Annotated in this window: 13 protein-coding genes and 1 pseudogene; 9 read left to right on the forward strand and 5 right to left on the reverse strand. The window is 71.4% G+C overall.

Annotated elements, in window-relative coordinates:
- Positions 1 to 85: pseudogene (locus ACIA47_RS31585) on the forward strand (phytochelatin synthase); the annotation flags it as partial.
- Positions 86 to 161: 76 nt separating this feature from the next.
- Here ACIA47_RS31585 and recQ read toward each other — a convergent pair.
- Positions 162 to 2,003: a DNA helicase RecQ gene (gene recQ, locus ACIA47_RS31590; protein WP_396712031.1), complete on the reverse strand. Its 1,842-nt coding sequence runs from the start codon at positions 2,001 to 2,003 to the stop codon at positions 162 to 164.
- Positions 2,004 to 2,012: 9 nt separating this feature from the next.
- Complete coding sequence (locus tag ACIA47_RS31595) at positions 2,013 to 2,423, reverse strand: hypothetical protein (RefSeq protein ID WP_396712033.1); 411 nt, start codon at positions 2,421 to 2,423, stop codon at positions 2,013 to 2,015.
- A gap of 282 nt (positions 2,424 to 2,705) precedes the next feature.
- Between ACIA47_RS31595 and rapZ the strand changes: the two genes are divergently transcribed.
- The 8 genes from rapZ to ACIA47_RS31635 all read left to right on the forward strand — a co-directional run bounded on the left by rapZ (position 2,706) and on the right by ACIA47_RS31635 (position 9,819).
- Positions 2,706 to 3,578 (forward strand): RNase adapter RapZ, encoded by an 873-nt coding sequence (gene rapZ / locus ACIA47_RS31600; protein ID WP_396712115.1) that lies wholly within the window; start codon positions 2,706 to 2,708, stop codon positions 3,576 to 3,578.
- The gene (locus ACIA47_RS31605) at positions 3,575 to 4,684 is read left to right on the forward strand and encodes a 2-phospho-L-lactate transferase CofD family protein (RefSeq protein WP_396712035.1); all 1,110 of its coding nucleotides are present in this window, start codon (positions 3,575 to 3,577) and stop codon (positions 4,682 to 4,684) included. Before rapZ ends, ACIA47_RS31605 begins: the two co-directional genes overlap by 4 nt.
- A gap of 54 nt (positions 4,685 to 4,738) precedes the next feature.
- Positions 4,739 to 5,719: a DNA-binding protein WhiA gene (gene whiA / locus ACIA47_RS31610; RefSeq protein WP_030337350.1), complete on the forward strand. Its 981-nt coding sequence runs from the start codon at positions 4,739 to 4,741 to the stop codon at positions 5,717 to 5,719.
- A gap of 268 nt (positions 5,720 to 5,987) precedes the next feature.
- Positions 5,988 to 6,992 (forward strand): type I glyceraldehyde-3-phosphate dehydrogenase, encoded by a 1,005-nt coding sequence (gene gap, locus ACIA47_RS31615; protein WP_396712038.1) that lies wholly within the window; start codon positions 5,988 to 5,990, stop codon positions 6,990 to 6,992.
- Complete coding sequence (locus ACIA47_RS31620) at positions 6,989 to 8,188, forward strand: phosphoglycerate kinase (RefSeq protein WP_088949252.1); 1,200 nt, start codon at positions 6,989 to 6,991, stop codon at positions 8,186 to 8,188. Before gap ends, ACIA47_RS31620 begins: the two co-directional genes overlap by 4 nt.
- Positions 8,189 to 8,980 (forward strand): triose-phosphate isomerase, encoded by a 792-nt coding sequence (gene tpiA / locus ACIA47_RS31625; RefSeq protein ID WP_396712040.1) that lies wholly within the window; start codon positions 8,189 to 8,191, stop codon positions 8,978 to 8,980.
- Positions 8,981 to 9,076: 96 nt separating this feature from the next.
- Complete coding sequence (secG, locus tag ACIA47_RS31630; RefSeq protein WP_030337344.1) at positions 9,077 to 9,337, forward strand: preprotein translocase subunit SecG; 261 nt, start codon at positions 9,077 to 9,079, stop codon at positions 9,335 to 9,337.
- A 140-nt stretch (positions 9,338 to 9,477) separates the two neighbouring features.
- Positions 9,478 to 9,819, forward strand: coding sequence for an RNA polymerase-binding protein RbpA (locus ACIA47_RS31635; protein WP_091403668.1), 342 nt, complete (start codon positions 9,478 to 9,480; stop codon positions 9,817 to 9,819).
- Between the two features lie 17 nt (positions 9,820 to 9,836).
- Here the strand turns inward: ACIA47_RS31635 and pgl are convergent, their stop codons facing one another.
- From pgl to zwf, 3 genes are all read right to left on the reverse strand, one after another.
- Positions 9,837 to 10,607: a 6-phosphogluconolactonase gene (gene pgl / locus ACIA47_RS31640; RefSeq protein WP_396712042.1), complete on the reverse strand. Its 771-nt coding sequence runs from the start codon at positions 10,605 to 10,607 to the stop codon at positions 9,837 to 9,839.
- A 143-nt stretch (positions 10,608 to 10,750) separates the two neighbouring features.
- Positions 10,751 to 11,767 (reverse strand): glucose-6-phosphate dehydrogenase assembly protein OpcA, encoded by a 1,017-nt coding sequence (locus tag ACIA47_RS31645; protein WP_396712044.1) that lies wholly within the window; start codon positions 11,765 to 11,767, stop codon positions 10,751 to 10,753.
- Positions 11,764 to 13,317: a glucose-6-phosphate dehydrogenase gene (gene zwf, locus ACIA47_RS31650; RefSeq protein WP_203126123.1), complete on the reverse strand. Its 1,554-nt coding sequence runs from the start codon at positions 13,315 to 13,317 to the stop codon at positions 11,764 to 11,766. Before zwf ends, ACIA47_RS31645 begins: the two co-directional genes overlap by 4 nt.
- Positions 13,318 to 13,319 lie beyond the last annotated feature (2 nt).

Raw genomic sequence — 13,319 nt, forward strand, 5'->3', positions numbered from 1 at the left:
CGCCGACCCGAACACCGCCTCCTACTGGATCAGCACCGAGCACCTCGCCGACTGGATCGCCACCCGCGGCTACGCCACCAGCTGACCCCACACACCACCCGCACACCAGCACACGCTGAAGGGCCGGACCCCACCACGGGGCCCGGCCCTTCGTCGTGACCTCAGTCGGTGGCGAGGACGGTCAGGATCTGCTCGCCGTACTTGGCGAGTTTGTTCTCGCCGACTCCGCTGACCCGGGACAGGTCGGCCAGCGTGCTGGGCGCGTCGCTGGCGATCTGTCGCAGCGTGGCGTCGTGGAAGATGACGTACGCCGGGACGCCCTGCTCCTTGGCGGTGGTCGCGCGCCAGGCTCGCAGCCGCTCGAACAGTGACGCGGCGGCCGGGGTCAGCTCGGCCACGACGGTGGACGCGCCGCGCGGCTTCGATGAGCGGCTCGATGCCGGCTTCTCCGGCTCGCGGCGCATGGTGACCGTACGGCGGCGAGCGAGGACGTCGGCGCTCGCCTCGGTCAGCGCCAGCGTGCCGTAGTCGCCCTCCACGGCGAGGAGCCCTTCGGCGAGCAGTTGCCGGACCACGCCCCGCCACTCGGCCTCGCTGAGCTCGGAGCCGATGCCGAAGACGGTCAGCGAGTCGTGACCGTACTGGCTGATCTTGTCGTTCTGCTTGCCGAGCAGGATGTCGATGCAGTGCCCGGCGCCGAAGCGCTGGTTGCGTTCGCGGTCGAGGCGAAAGACGGTGGAGAGCAACTTCTGGGCGGCGACGGTGCCGTCCCAGGACTCTGGTGGGGTGAGGCAGGTGTCGCAGTTGCCGCAGGCGGCCGTCGTCGTCTCGCCGAAGTATTCGAGCAGTTGGACCCGCCGGCAGCGAACCGTCTCGCAGAGGGCGAGCATCGCATCCAGGTGGGCGGCCAGGTTCCGGCGGTGGGCGAGGTCCCCGTCGGACGTCTCGATCATCTTGCGTTGCTGGACCACGTCCTGAAGCCCGTACGCCAGCCAGGCGGTGGACGGAAGGCCGTCACGGCCGGCGCGGCCGGTCTCCTGGTAGTAGCCCTCGACGGACTTGGGCAGGTCGAGGTGGGCGACGAACCGGACGTCGGGCTTGTCGATGCCCATGCCGAAGGCGATGGTGGCCACCATGACCAGGCCGTCTTCCCGCAGGAAGCGCTGCTGGTTGCGAGCGCGGGTGCCCGCGTCCAGCCCTGCGTGGTACGGCAGTGCGGCGACCCCGTTGGCGGTGAGGAACTCCGCCGTCTTGTCGACCGAGGCCCGGGACAGGCAGTAGACGATGCCGGCGTCGCCGGGGTGCTCGTCGCGCAGCAGGGTCAGCAACTGCTTGCGGGGCTCCCGCTTGGGCACGATCCGGTACTGGATGTTGGGCCGGTCGAAACTGGCCACGAAGTGCCGGGCGTCGTCGAGTTTGAGCCGGGTCGCGATCTCGGTGCGGGTGGCGCTGGTCGCGGTCGCGGTCAGGGCGATGCGGGGGACCTGCGGCCAGCGTTCGTGCAGCATCGAGAGCGCGAGATAGTCGGGGCGGAAGTCGTGCCCCCACTGGGACACGCAGTGCGCCTCGTCGATCGCGAACAGGGAGATGCGGCCCCGGTCGAGCAGGGCGAGGGTGGATCGGACGCCGAGCGCCTCCGGGGCCAGGTAGAGCAGGTCCAGTTCGCCGGCGACGAAGGCGGCCTCCACCCGCCGCCGCGCGTCCAGGGTCTGGGTCGAGTTGAGGAACCCGGCGCGTACGCCGACCGCGGTGAGGGCGTCCACCTGGTCCTGCATGAGCGCGATCAGTGGGGACACGACGACGGCGACCCCGTCGCGGACCAGGGCCGGGATCTGGTAGCAGAGGGACTTGCCGCCACCGGTGGGCATCAACACCAGCGCGTCGCCGCCGGCGACCACATGGTCGATCACGTCCTGCTGGAAACCGCGGAAGGCGTCGTAGCCGAACACCCGGCGCAGCACCGGCAGCGCGTCCTCGGCCCGCAGGTCGGTGGGAGAAGCCATCCGGGGAGTCTACGAGCCCACCCCGACAGCACCCGCCCGGCGCACCCGGGTCGGGTGGGCCGGACGGGCGACGCGGTCAGCCGGGCTGGCTGGACCGGTTGGCCAGGCCGCGCGGCGGGGCTTCATCCCCACCACGATGTCGACGATCTCGATGTAGCGGGCCTTGTTGCCCATGCGGAAGGCGGTGGCCGCCGCGTTGATCTCCTCGAGGGTGTCGGCCTCGACCATGGTGACCTGGTCGTACTTGCCGTTCACTCCGGTGCAGACGACGTGGGTGAGCTGCTTGGCGAAGCGGCCCAGGTCTCGGGCGTGCTCTGCGGAGATCTCGTGGATGCCCTCGCGACCGAGGGCGAAGTACTCGGGGCTGATTCGCATGAACAGGAAGCCGACGTACTTGTTCTTGTCCGCCAGGTCGTGCATCGCACCCTCCAGATGTCGGTCTGACCTGCGACGATCACGCTGAGCGTATTGACAACTACTGATCGTCATCAAGCGTGCGGGCTGTCGGGAGGACGACCCTCGAAGCGGTCTGCGGCCGCCGCCCGGCCACGGGTGCCGGGTCTCGACCCGGCGGCGGGATAGAGTCGCTGATTGACCAATCGCGGCCGAGGGCGGCCGCGGCGCCACGGCTTGGGGGTACGGGTGAGCGAGGCGCGCACAGCCGGTGACCGGATCGACGGCCCGGATGCCGGTGACGAGCAGATGGCGGCTGAGTCGGAGACCACTCTCGTGGTGGTCACCGGCGTCTCCGGGGGTGGCCGCAGCACGGTGGCCCGGGCGTTGGAGAACGTCGGCTACTACGTCGTGGACAACCTGCCGCAGGCCCTGATGCTGGACATGGCCGAGCTGGCGTTCAAGGCGGGCGGCGCGGCCCGGCGTACCGCAATGGTGCTGGACGTGCGGTCGCGGGCCTTCTCCACCGACCTGGCCGGGGCGATCCGGGAGCTCAAGGAGCGCGGATTCTCGCCCCGGGTGGTCTTCGTCGACGCCGACGACGAGGTGCTGATCCGGCGGTTCGAGAGCGTTCGGCGTTCGCATCCGTTGCAGGGTGACGGGCGGCTGGCCGACGGCATCGCCGTGGAGCGCGGCCTGCTGGAGGAGGCCCGCGACCAGGCCGACGTGATCATCGACACCAGCCACCTGAACGTCAACCAGCTCCGGCGCCGCATCGAGGAGCTGTTCGGCGGCGAGGACGCCCGCCGGCTGCGGGTCACGGTGTTGTCGTTCGGCTTCAAGTACGGCCTGCCACCGGACGCCGATTTCGTGTTGGACGCCCGCTTCCTGCCGAACCCGTACTGGGTTCCGGAGCTGCGTGAGCACACCGGGCGCGAGGAGGCGGTCAGCGCGTACGTGCTGGGTCAGGAGGGCGCGGACGCCTTCGTCGCCTCGTACGCCGACCTGGTCAACGCCACCACGACCGGCTTCGAGCGGGAAGGCAAGCGGTACCTCACGGTCGCCGTGGGCTGCACCGGCGGCAAGCACCGCAGCGTGGCCATCGCCGAGGAGTTGGCCAGCCGACTGCGTCACTCCGGGTTGGCGGCGAACGCCCAGCACCGCGACCTGGGGCGGGAATGACGGCCCGGCGGGTGGTGGCGTTCGGCGGCGGGCACGGCCTGTCCGCCTCGTTGCGTGCGCTGCGCCACTGTGCTCCCGAACTCGACCTCGACATCACCGCGGTGGTCACGGTGGGTGACGACGGCGGCTCCAGTGGCCGGCTGCGGGCCGAGCGGGGTGGCCTGCCGCCGGGAGATCTGCGCCAGGCGCTGGTGGCGTTGGCCGGGGACCACCCGGCCACCCGGCGCAGCGCCGGGCTGTTCCAGCACCGCTTCGCCGCCGTACCGGTGGGCGTACCCGGATCCGGCGCGACCGGCTCGGGCCCGGCGGCGGGCGACGACCCGGACCGGGACGGCGCTGCTCCGCGCGGCACGAACACAGCCCCGCGTGGCACCGACGCGGTCCTGCGCGGCACCGACGGGGCGTCGGCCGGGAACGACGGTCTGACCGGGCACGCGGTGGGCAACCTGGTGCTCTGCGGCCTCATGGAGCTGCTCGGCGACCCGGTGGCCGCGCTGGAGCACGCCGGCGCGATGCTCGGCGCGGTCGGCCGGGTGTTGCCGATGTCGCGCCAACCGGTCGGCATCGAGGCCCGGGTACGCGGTGCCGACCCGGCCGCCCCCGACGAGGTGCGCACTGTGAGTGGCCAGCACCAGGTGGCCGTCACCACGGGGCGGGTCGAGTCGCTGCGTCTCAGCCCGAGCGCCCCACCGGCCTGCGCCGAGGCCATCGAGGCGATCCGGGCGGCCGACTGGTTGATCTTCGGGCCGGGCAGTTGGTACACCAGCGTGCTTCCGCACCTGCTGGTGCCGCAGTTGGCCGACGCGATCGTGTCCACCTCGGCCCGGCGGCTGGTCACGCTGAACCTCGCCGCGGAGAAGGAGACCCTCGGGCTCTCCGTCGCCGACCATCTCGCGGCGCTGCACTGGTACCTGCCCGAGCTCAAGGTGGATCTTGTGCTCGCCGATGCCAAGGCGGTGGGTGACCCCGAACCGGTCGAACGTGCGGCAGAATCGCTGGGTGCCCGCCTGGTCCTCGCCCCCGTCGCCGTTGTCGACGGGACTCCCCGCCATGATCCGGCTGCCCTGGGCGCCGCGCTGGTGCCTGTCCTGGGCGCCGATCGTTAGACACGTACGTAATCTCCGGCGACACGCCGGAACAGGTCCGTGAGGGGACGCACAATGGCGATGACGGCCGCGGTCAAGGACGAGCTGAGTCGGGTCGACGTGCCCAAGCCCTGCTGCCGACGGGCGGAGATGGCCGCGCTGCTGCGCTTCGCTGGCGGGCTGCACATCGTCTCCGGCCGCGTGGTGGTGGAGGCTGAACTGGACACCGGGGCGGTGGCCCGGCGGCTGCGCCGGGAGATCGCCGAGGTCTACGGCTACCCCAGCGAGATCCACGTGCTGGCCTCCGGTGGGCTGCGCAAGGGCAGCCACTTCATCGTGCGGGTGGTCAAGGACGGCGAGGCCCTGGCGCGGCAGACCGGTCTGCTCGACGTGCGGGGTCGCCCCGTGCGCGGGCTGCCCCCGCACGTGGTGGCGGCCAACGTCTGCTGCGCCGTCTCCGCGTGGCGGGGCGCGTTCATGGCCCACGGCTCGCTCACCGAGCCGGGCCGCTCCAGCGCGCTGGAGATCACCTGCCCGGGGCCGGAGTCGGCGTTGGCGCTGGTCGGCGCGGCCCGCCGGATCGGCATCACCGCGAAGAACCGTGAGGTACGCGGGGTGGACCGGGTGGTCGTCAAGGACGGTGACGCGATCGCCGCGCTGCTCACCCGGATCGGCGCGCACTCCAGCGTGCTGGCCTGGGAGGAGCGTCGGGTACGCCGCGAGGTGCGGGCCACCGCCAACCGGCTCGCCAACTTCGACGACGCCAACCTGCGCCGTTCGGCGCGGGCGGCGGTCGCCGCCGCCGCCCGGGTCACCCGTGCGCTGGAGATCCTCGCCGACGAGGCGCCCAACCACCTGACCGACGCCGGTCGGCTGCGCCTGGAGCACCGGCAGGCGTCGCTGGAGGAGTTGGGGGCCCTGGCCGACCCCCCGCTGACCAAGGACGCCATCGCGGGGCGGATCCGCCGGCTCCTGGCGCTGGCCGACAAGCGGGCCCGCGACCTTGGCATCCCGGATACGGAAGCAGCCGTCACGCCCGACATGCTCGTGGTCTGATAGGACGGTGGGGCCGCACGGTGCGCCCGGGAGCACGACCCGGCGCAGCGTGGTCTCGCACGCTCGGATAGGGTCGCTGCGTACGGCAAGGGGGCCGACACCCGGCACTCCTCGTCGTGCCCCACCGCCTCGGGCGGTCAGGTCCTCAGACCGCGCGGCGGGGTGGCCGAGATGAACCGTCGACGGCCGGCTCCAACGGTCGGCGCACACCATTCCCGCCGGCCCGTTGTCTGAAGCCGGCGGACCAGAACGCGAGGAGATGGGACCTGTGACCATCCGGGTTGGCATCAACGGCTTCGGCCGAATCGGCCGTAACTTCTTCCGGGCAGTGCTGGCGTCTGACGCCGACATCGAGGTCGTGGCGGTGAACGACCTGACCGACAACGCCACGCTCGCCCACCTGCTCAAGTACGACAGCATCCTCGGTCGCCTGCCCTACGAGGTCAAGGCCACCGCCGACGAGATCACCGTCGGTGGCAAGACCATCAAGGCGTACGCCGAGAAGGACCCGTCGAAGCTGCCGTGGGGCGAGGTCGGCGCCGACGTCGTCATCGAGTCGACCGGCTTCTTCACCGACGCCACCAAGGCCAAGGCGCACGTCGACGGTGGGGCCAAGAAGGTCATCATCTCCGCCCCGGCGAAGAACGAGGACGTCACCGTCGTCATGGGTGTCAACCACGACACCTACGACCCGGCGAAGCACACCATCATCTCCAACGCCTCGTGCACCACCAACTGCCTCGCCCCGATGGCGAAGGTCCTGCACGACACGTTCGGCATCCAGCACGGTCTGATGACGACGATCCACGCGTACACCCAGGACCAGAACCTCCAGGACGCGCCGCACTCTGACCTGCGTCGCGCCCGGGCCGCCGCGCTGAACATCGTCCCGACCTCGACCGGCGCCGCCAAGGCGATCGGCCTGGTCCTGCCGGACCTCAAGGGCAAGCTCGACGGGTACGCCCTGCGGGTGCCGATCCCGACCGGCTCGGTCACCGACCTCACCGTCAACGTGGGTCGCGAGACCACCGTGGACGATGTCAACGCCGCGCTGAAGGCCGCCGCGGACGGCCCGCTCAAGGGCATCCTGGTCTACAACGAGGACCCGATCGTCTCCACCGACATCGTGACCGACCCGGCGTCGTGCATCTTCGACGCGCCGCTGACCAAGGTCGTCGGCAACCAGGTCAAGGTCGTCGGCTGGTACGACAACGAGTGGGGCTACTCCAACCGCCTGGTCGACCTCGTCAAGCTGGTCGGTTCGTCGCTGTGAGCATCCGGACCCTCGACGACCTGCTCGCCGAGGGGGTGTCGGGTCGGCGCGTGCTGGTGCGCGCCGACCTGAACGTCCCGCTCGACAAGCAGACCGGTGCCATCACAGATGACGGCCGGATCCGCGCGGTGCTGCCGACTCTCGGCGCGCTGGTCGAGGCCGGTGCGAAGGTGGTCGTCTGCTCGCACCTGGGTCGCCCGAAGGGCGCTCCGGACCCGCAGTTCAGCCTGGGTCCGGTCGCCGGGCGGCTCGGTGAGCTGCTCGGCGCGCCGGTGCACTTCGCCACCGACACCGTCGGTGATTCCGCCCGCTCCACCGTCGCCGACCTGGCCGACGGTCAGGTCGCCCTTCTGGAGAACCTGCGTTTCAACGCCGGTGAGACCAGCAAGGACGAGGCCGAGCGGGGCGCCTTCGCCGACCAGCTCGCCGCGTTCGGCGACGCGTACGTGGACGACGCGTTCGGTGCCGTGCACCGCAAGCACGCCAGTGTCTTCGACGTGCCGGCCCGGTTGCCGCACGTCGCGGGCCGGCTGGTGCTGCGTGAGGTCGAGGTGCTCTCCAAGCTCACCGGTGACCCCGAACGCCCGTACGTGGTGGTGCTCGGTGGGTCGAAGGTGTCCGACAAGCTCGCCGTGATCGAGGCTCTGCTGCCGACGGTCGACCGGCTGCTCATCGGTGGCGGGATGTGCTTCACCTTCCTCAAGGCCCAGGGCCTGGAGGTGGGCACCTCGCTGCTGGAGAAGGACATGGTCGACACCTGCCGCAACCTGCTGGAGCGGTCCGGCGGCAAGATCATGCTGCCGGTCGACGTGGTGGTCGCGGACGCGTTCGCTCCGGACGCGGCGCACGACACGGTCCGGGTCGACGGCATCCCGAGCCACCGGCTCGGCCTGGATGTCGGCCCGGAGACGGTGGCCGGCTTCAGCGCCGCGCTGTCCCAGGCGAAGACGATCTTCTGGAACGGCCCGATGGGCGTGTTCGAGATGCCGGCCTTCGCGGCGGGCACCCGGGGGATCGCCGAGGCGATCACCAAGGCCGACGCGTTCAGCGTCGTCGGCGGCGGTGACAGTGCAGCCGCGGTCCGTGCGTTGGGGCTGGACGAGTCGTCCTTCGGGCACATCTCCACCGGTGGTGGCGCCTCCCTGGAATACCTCGAGGGCAAGACCCTCCCCGGCATCGCGGCCCTGGAGAACTGAATGTCGAGCACCACCCGCCGGCCGCTGATGGCCGGCAACTGGAAGATGAACCTCAACCACCTCGAGGCCAACCTGCTGGTGCAGAAGCTGGCGGCGAGCCTCACCGAGAAGCAGCTCACCGACGTCGAGACGGTCGTGCTGCCGCCCTTCACCGACCTGCGCACCGTGCAGACCGCTGTGGACGGGGACAAGCTGCTGATCGGCTACGGCGGGCAGGACCTCTCCCCGCACGCGTCCGGCGCGTACACCGGGGACATCTCCGGGCCGCTGCTGGCCAAGCTCGGCTGCACGTACGTGGTGGTCGGGCACTCCGAGCGGCGGGCCTACCACCACGAGGACGACGTGCTGGTCAACGCCAAGGTCAAGGCGGCGCTGACGCACGGCCTGACGCCGATCCTGTGCGTGGGGGAGGGGCTGGACGTCCGCGAGCAGGGCACCCACGTGGCGCACTGCTCCGACCAGCTCGACGGGGGCCTCGCCGGGCTCACCCCCGAGCAGGTGCGGCAGGTCGTGATCGCGTACGAGCCGGTCTGGGCGATCGGCACGGGCAAGACCGCGACCCCGGACGACGCGCAGGAGGTCTGCGGGGCGGTACGTCAGCGACTGGCGGAACGCTTCGACCAGGAGACCGCCGACCAGGTTCGGGTTCTCTACGGCGGCTCGGTCAAGGCGTCCAACATCGCCTCGATCATGGCCCAACCGGACGTGGACGGGGGCCTGGTGGGGGGCGCCAGCCTGGACGCCGAGGAATTCGCTCAGATCTGCCGGTTCCCGGAGCACCTCGCCCGCTGATCGCTCGGTATCCTTGACACCGCCCGTCCGCCGGTCGGTGCCGCCGTGCCCGATCAGACCGGGCGAGGATCGCTACGAGAGGAACTGACCCCAGCCATGCCGATCTGGTTCGCATACACGTTGATCGTGTTGCTGGTCATCACGAGCATTCTGCTCACCCTGCTGATCCTGCTGCACCGCGGCAAGGGTGGCGGTCTGTCGAGCATGTTCGGCGGTGGCGTCAGCTCCAGCCTCGCCGGCTCCTCGGTCGCGGAGAAGAACCTGGACCGCTACACCGTTCTGGTGAGCGTCGTCTGGTTCGCCGCGATCGTCGGCCTCGGGCTCTGGCTGCGCCTCCAAATGAACAGCGGCGCCTGAGCAGGTTCAGTAAGTCGTACAATCTGCGCGCGGTTCGTCACTCGACGGGCCGCGCGCAGGCTTTTCTCCGCTGCACCGCGTCGCCCGCCGCTCCACCCCCGAAGACGGCGGGTCCCCTCCGACGACAGGAGCGAGCAGCCGTGCCGAATGGCAACGTTATCCGGGGAGCCCGGGTCGGGTCCGCACCGATGCGCCCGGACGAGCGGCACCAACCCGCCCCCCGACAGGACGTCAGCTACTGGTGCCGTAACGACCACCGGGTCGACATCCGGATCGCCGCGGACGTCGAACCGCCACCCCTGTGGGACTGTCCCCGCTGTGGCCTACCCGCCGGTCGGGACGCCCAGAACCCGCCGGGTCGGGTCCGCGCCGAGCCGTACAAGAGCCACCTGGCGTACGTGAAGGAGCGGCGCACCGCCGAGGAGGGGGAGGCCCTGCTCGCCGAGGCGCTCGCCGCCCTACGCCGTCGACGCGGCGAGTAGCGGGCTCCTCCCCGCGCTCAGCGCAGGCTGCGCAGTCGGACGGGTACGTCGGCTGCGGCCGCCCGGTCCAGCAGCCAGCGGGTGCGGTTCACGCCGTGCACGCCGGCCGCCGGCAACTGCACCGGGCCGGCGCCGGCCAACGCCATACCCACCGCGCGAGCCTTGTCGGCGCCGGCGGCCACCAGCCAGACCTCCTCGGCGGTGTTGATCGCCGCCAGGGTGAGGGTGGTCCGCGTCGGCGGCGGCTTGGGGCTGCCCCGCACCGCGCTGACCGGCCGGGTCTCGTAGCCCACCGGGTGCTCGGGGAAGACCGAGGCCACGTGGCCGTCCTCGCCGACGCCCAGCATCAGCACGTCGAAGTGCGGCACTGTGGCGTGCCCGGGTCGGGCGGCGCGGGCCAGCTCCTCCGCGTACGCGGCAGCCGCCGCCTCGGGGTCGTTTCCGGCCGGGCCGTCCGAGGCCGGCATCGCGTGCACCCGGGCCGGATCCAGTGGCACCACGTCCAGCAGGGCCGCCCGGGCCTGCGTCTCGTTGCGGTCCGGGTCACCGGCGGGCAGGAACCTTTCGTCGCCCCACCACACGTCGACCCGGGACCAGTCCACCGCGTCGCGGGCGGGCAGCGTCGCCACCGCCCGGTACACGGCCGCGGCGACCCGACCTCCGGTGAGCACCACCGAGGCTTCGCCCCGGTCGGCCTGGGCGTCGAGCAGCTTCACCAGCAACCGGGCCGCCACGGCCTGCGCCAGCAGGTCGGCGTCGGCGTGGACGGCGACACTCGCCTCACTCATGGTTACGCCTTCGTTTCCCGACCGCGGGGCGGTCGCTGTCGTGCCCGGGGCGGTGTGCCCGAGGTGGTGGGGCGAAAACCCCGGAGATTGCGGGGCAGGGCCGGTGCGTACCGGCCCTGCCCGACGTTGTGCCCCGGCTGGGCTCAGCCCTCGCCGCTCGTGCCGACGTGCGCGGTCACGCCGGCCTCGGCGCGCTGCGCGGTGGCCGGATCCTTCCAGACGTGAACCCGCTGCGCGGGGCGCTGCTCCAGCCCCCGCAGCCCGACCGTCGCGCCCAGCGCCTCCGCGTACACCTGGTCGGCGTCCAGCCGGCGCAGCTCCTCGGCCAGCTCGTCGCCGAGCGGGCGGCGCACCAGCGGCAGGGCCCGGTCGTCCTGGCCCGTCCGCCGGAACACGGCCAGGCTGTCCTCGCGGGTCAGCGTCAGCTGGTCGCCGTTGGCGCAGCTGAGCTGCACCTCCCGCATCCGAGGGAACTCGTTGCTGTCCACCCGGCGTGGGGTGATGCCGAGCCGGCTGGACAGCCAACCGGCCATCAGCGCCGCCGTCGGGTCGGCGGGAGGCGCAACGATGGTCGCCTCGGTGACCTGGGCGCTGGTGGTGTCGAACGCCCCGGCGACCAGGGTGCGCCACGGGGTGATCCGGGTCCACGCCAGGTCGGTGTCGCCCGGGGCGTAGTCCCGGGCACGCTGCCGCAGCGCCTCCACCGGGTCGGCGGCCTGCGCCGAGTCGGTGATCCTCCGGTCGGCAACCACCCCGAGGAAGTCGGTGGCGATCTCCGCCGGTGGCTCACCGTGCCACCAGGTGACAACCGGTACGTCGGGAACGAGCAGCGGCATCACGACCGACTCGGCGTGCAGGGACAGCCGGCCGTACATCCGGGTGACCACCGCCTCGCACGGGCCGAGCCGGCCCCCGACCACGATCTCCGCGTCCAGTCGGTTGCGGTCCCGCTCGATCTCCGAGCGGACCACCACCACGAGGCGACACGGGTGCGCGGCGGCGGCGATCGTCGCTGCGGCCTCCGCCTCCCGGACCCGCTTCTCGTCCACGACCACGATGAGGGTGAGCGCCATGCCGCTGGCCACCCCGCCGGCGCTGCGCCGCTCGGCGGCGAGCGCCTTGACCACCTCGTTGCCGGTGGTGTCCCACAACCCGATCATGCTCTTCTCCAGGCGCGGCCCTCGCGGGCCAGCATCTCGTCGGAGGCCCGGGGGCCCCACTCGCCGGCCCGGTACGGCTCCGGGGTGGTGCCCTCCCAGGCGTGCTCCAGGGGGTCGATCACCTGCCAGCTCTGCTCGACCTCGGCCGCGTCCGGGAACAGGGTGCGGTCGCCGATCAGCACGTCCAGCACCAGACGCTCGTACGCCTCGGGGCTGGACTCGGTGAACGCCTCGCCGTACTGGAAGTCCATCGCGATGTCGCGGACCTCCATGGTCGTGCCCGGCACCTTCGAGCCGAACTTGAGCACCACGCCCTCGTCCGGCTGCACGCGGATGACCAGCTGGTTGTTGCCCAGCGACTCCATGTCGGCGTCGTTGAACGGCAGGTGCGGCGCCTTCTTGAAGATGATGGCGACCTCGGTGACCCGCCGGGGCAGCCGCTTGCCGGCCCGGATGTAGAACGGCACCTCCGCCCAGCGGCGGTTCTGGATGCCCAACCGCACCGCCACGTACGTCTCGGTGGTGGAGCCGGCGGGGACGTCCCGCTCATCCAGGTAACCGACCGCGCGTTCGCCGCCGACCCAGCCCGGGAGGTACTGACCGCGCACGGTGTCCCGGGCGACGTCCTTGGGCAGGGTGATGGCCTTGAGCACCTTCAACTTCTCGGCCCGGATCTCGTCGGCGTCGAAGCTGGTCGGCTCCTCCATCGCCACCAGGGCGAGGAGTTGGAGAAGGTGGTTCTGCAGCACGTCGCGGGCGGTGCCGACGGTGTCGTAGAAGCCGGCGCGGGTGCCGATGCCGACGTCCTCCGCCATGGTGATCTGCACCGAGTCGACGTACTTGGAGTTCCACAGCGGCTCGAACAGGTTGTTGGCGAACCGCAGGGCGAGGATGTTCTGAACCGTCTCCTTGCCCAGGTAGTGGTCGATCCGGAAGACGTCCTGCCGAGTGAACACGTCGTCGACGAGCTCGTTGAGCGCCTTCGCCGAGGGCAGGTCGTTGCCGAACGGCTTCTCCACGACGACCCGGCGCCAACCGCCGGACTTGTCGTTGTCGGCCATCCCGGTGCGGGCCAGCTGCTTGAGCACGACGGGGAACGCGGCCGGCGGGATGGAGAAGTAGAACGCCGCGTTGCCGGTGATGCCGTGGGTCTGACGCAGATCGTCCAGCGTCGAGGCGAGGGTGTCGAAGGCGGCGTCGTCGTCGAACGACCCGCCGACGAACTTGATGTTGCCCGCCAGCCGCGCCCACACCTCGTCCCGCCACGGGGTTCGGGCGTGCTTGCGGGCAGCCTCGCAGGCCAACGTCTCGAAGTCGCCGTCACCCCAGTCGCGGCGCGCGAAACCGAGCACCACGAAGCCCGGCGGCAACAGCCCCCGGTTTGCCAGGTCGTAGACCGCGGGGAGCAGCTTCTTGCGGGCCAGGTCGCCGGTCACCCCGAAGATCACCAGAGCGCAGGGCTCCGGGATCCGGGGTAGCCGGCGGTCCTGCTGGTCGCGCAGCGGGTTCACCGAACCGCCTCCTCGCTCCGCTTCAGTCACGTCGTCCATCC

It is taken from the genome of Micromonospora sp. NPDC051227 (assembly GCF_044455385.1).
In the GTDB taxonomy this organism is placed as follows: Bacteria; Actinomycetota; Actinomycetes; order Mycobacteriales; family Micromonosporaceae; genus Micromonospora.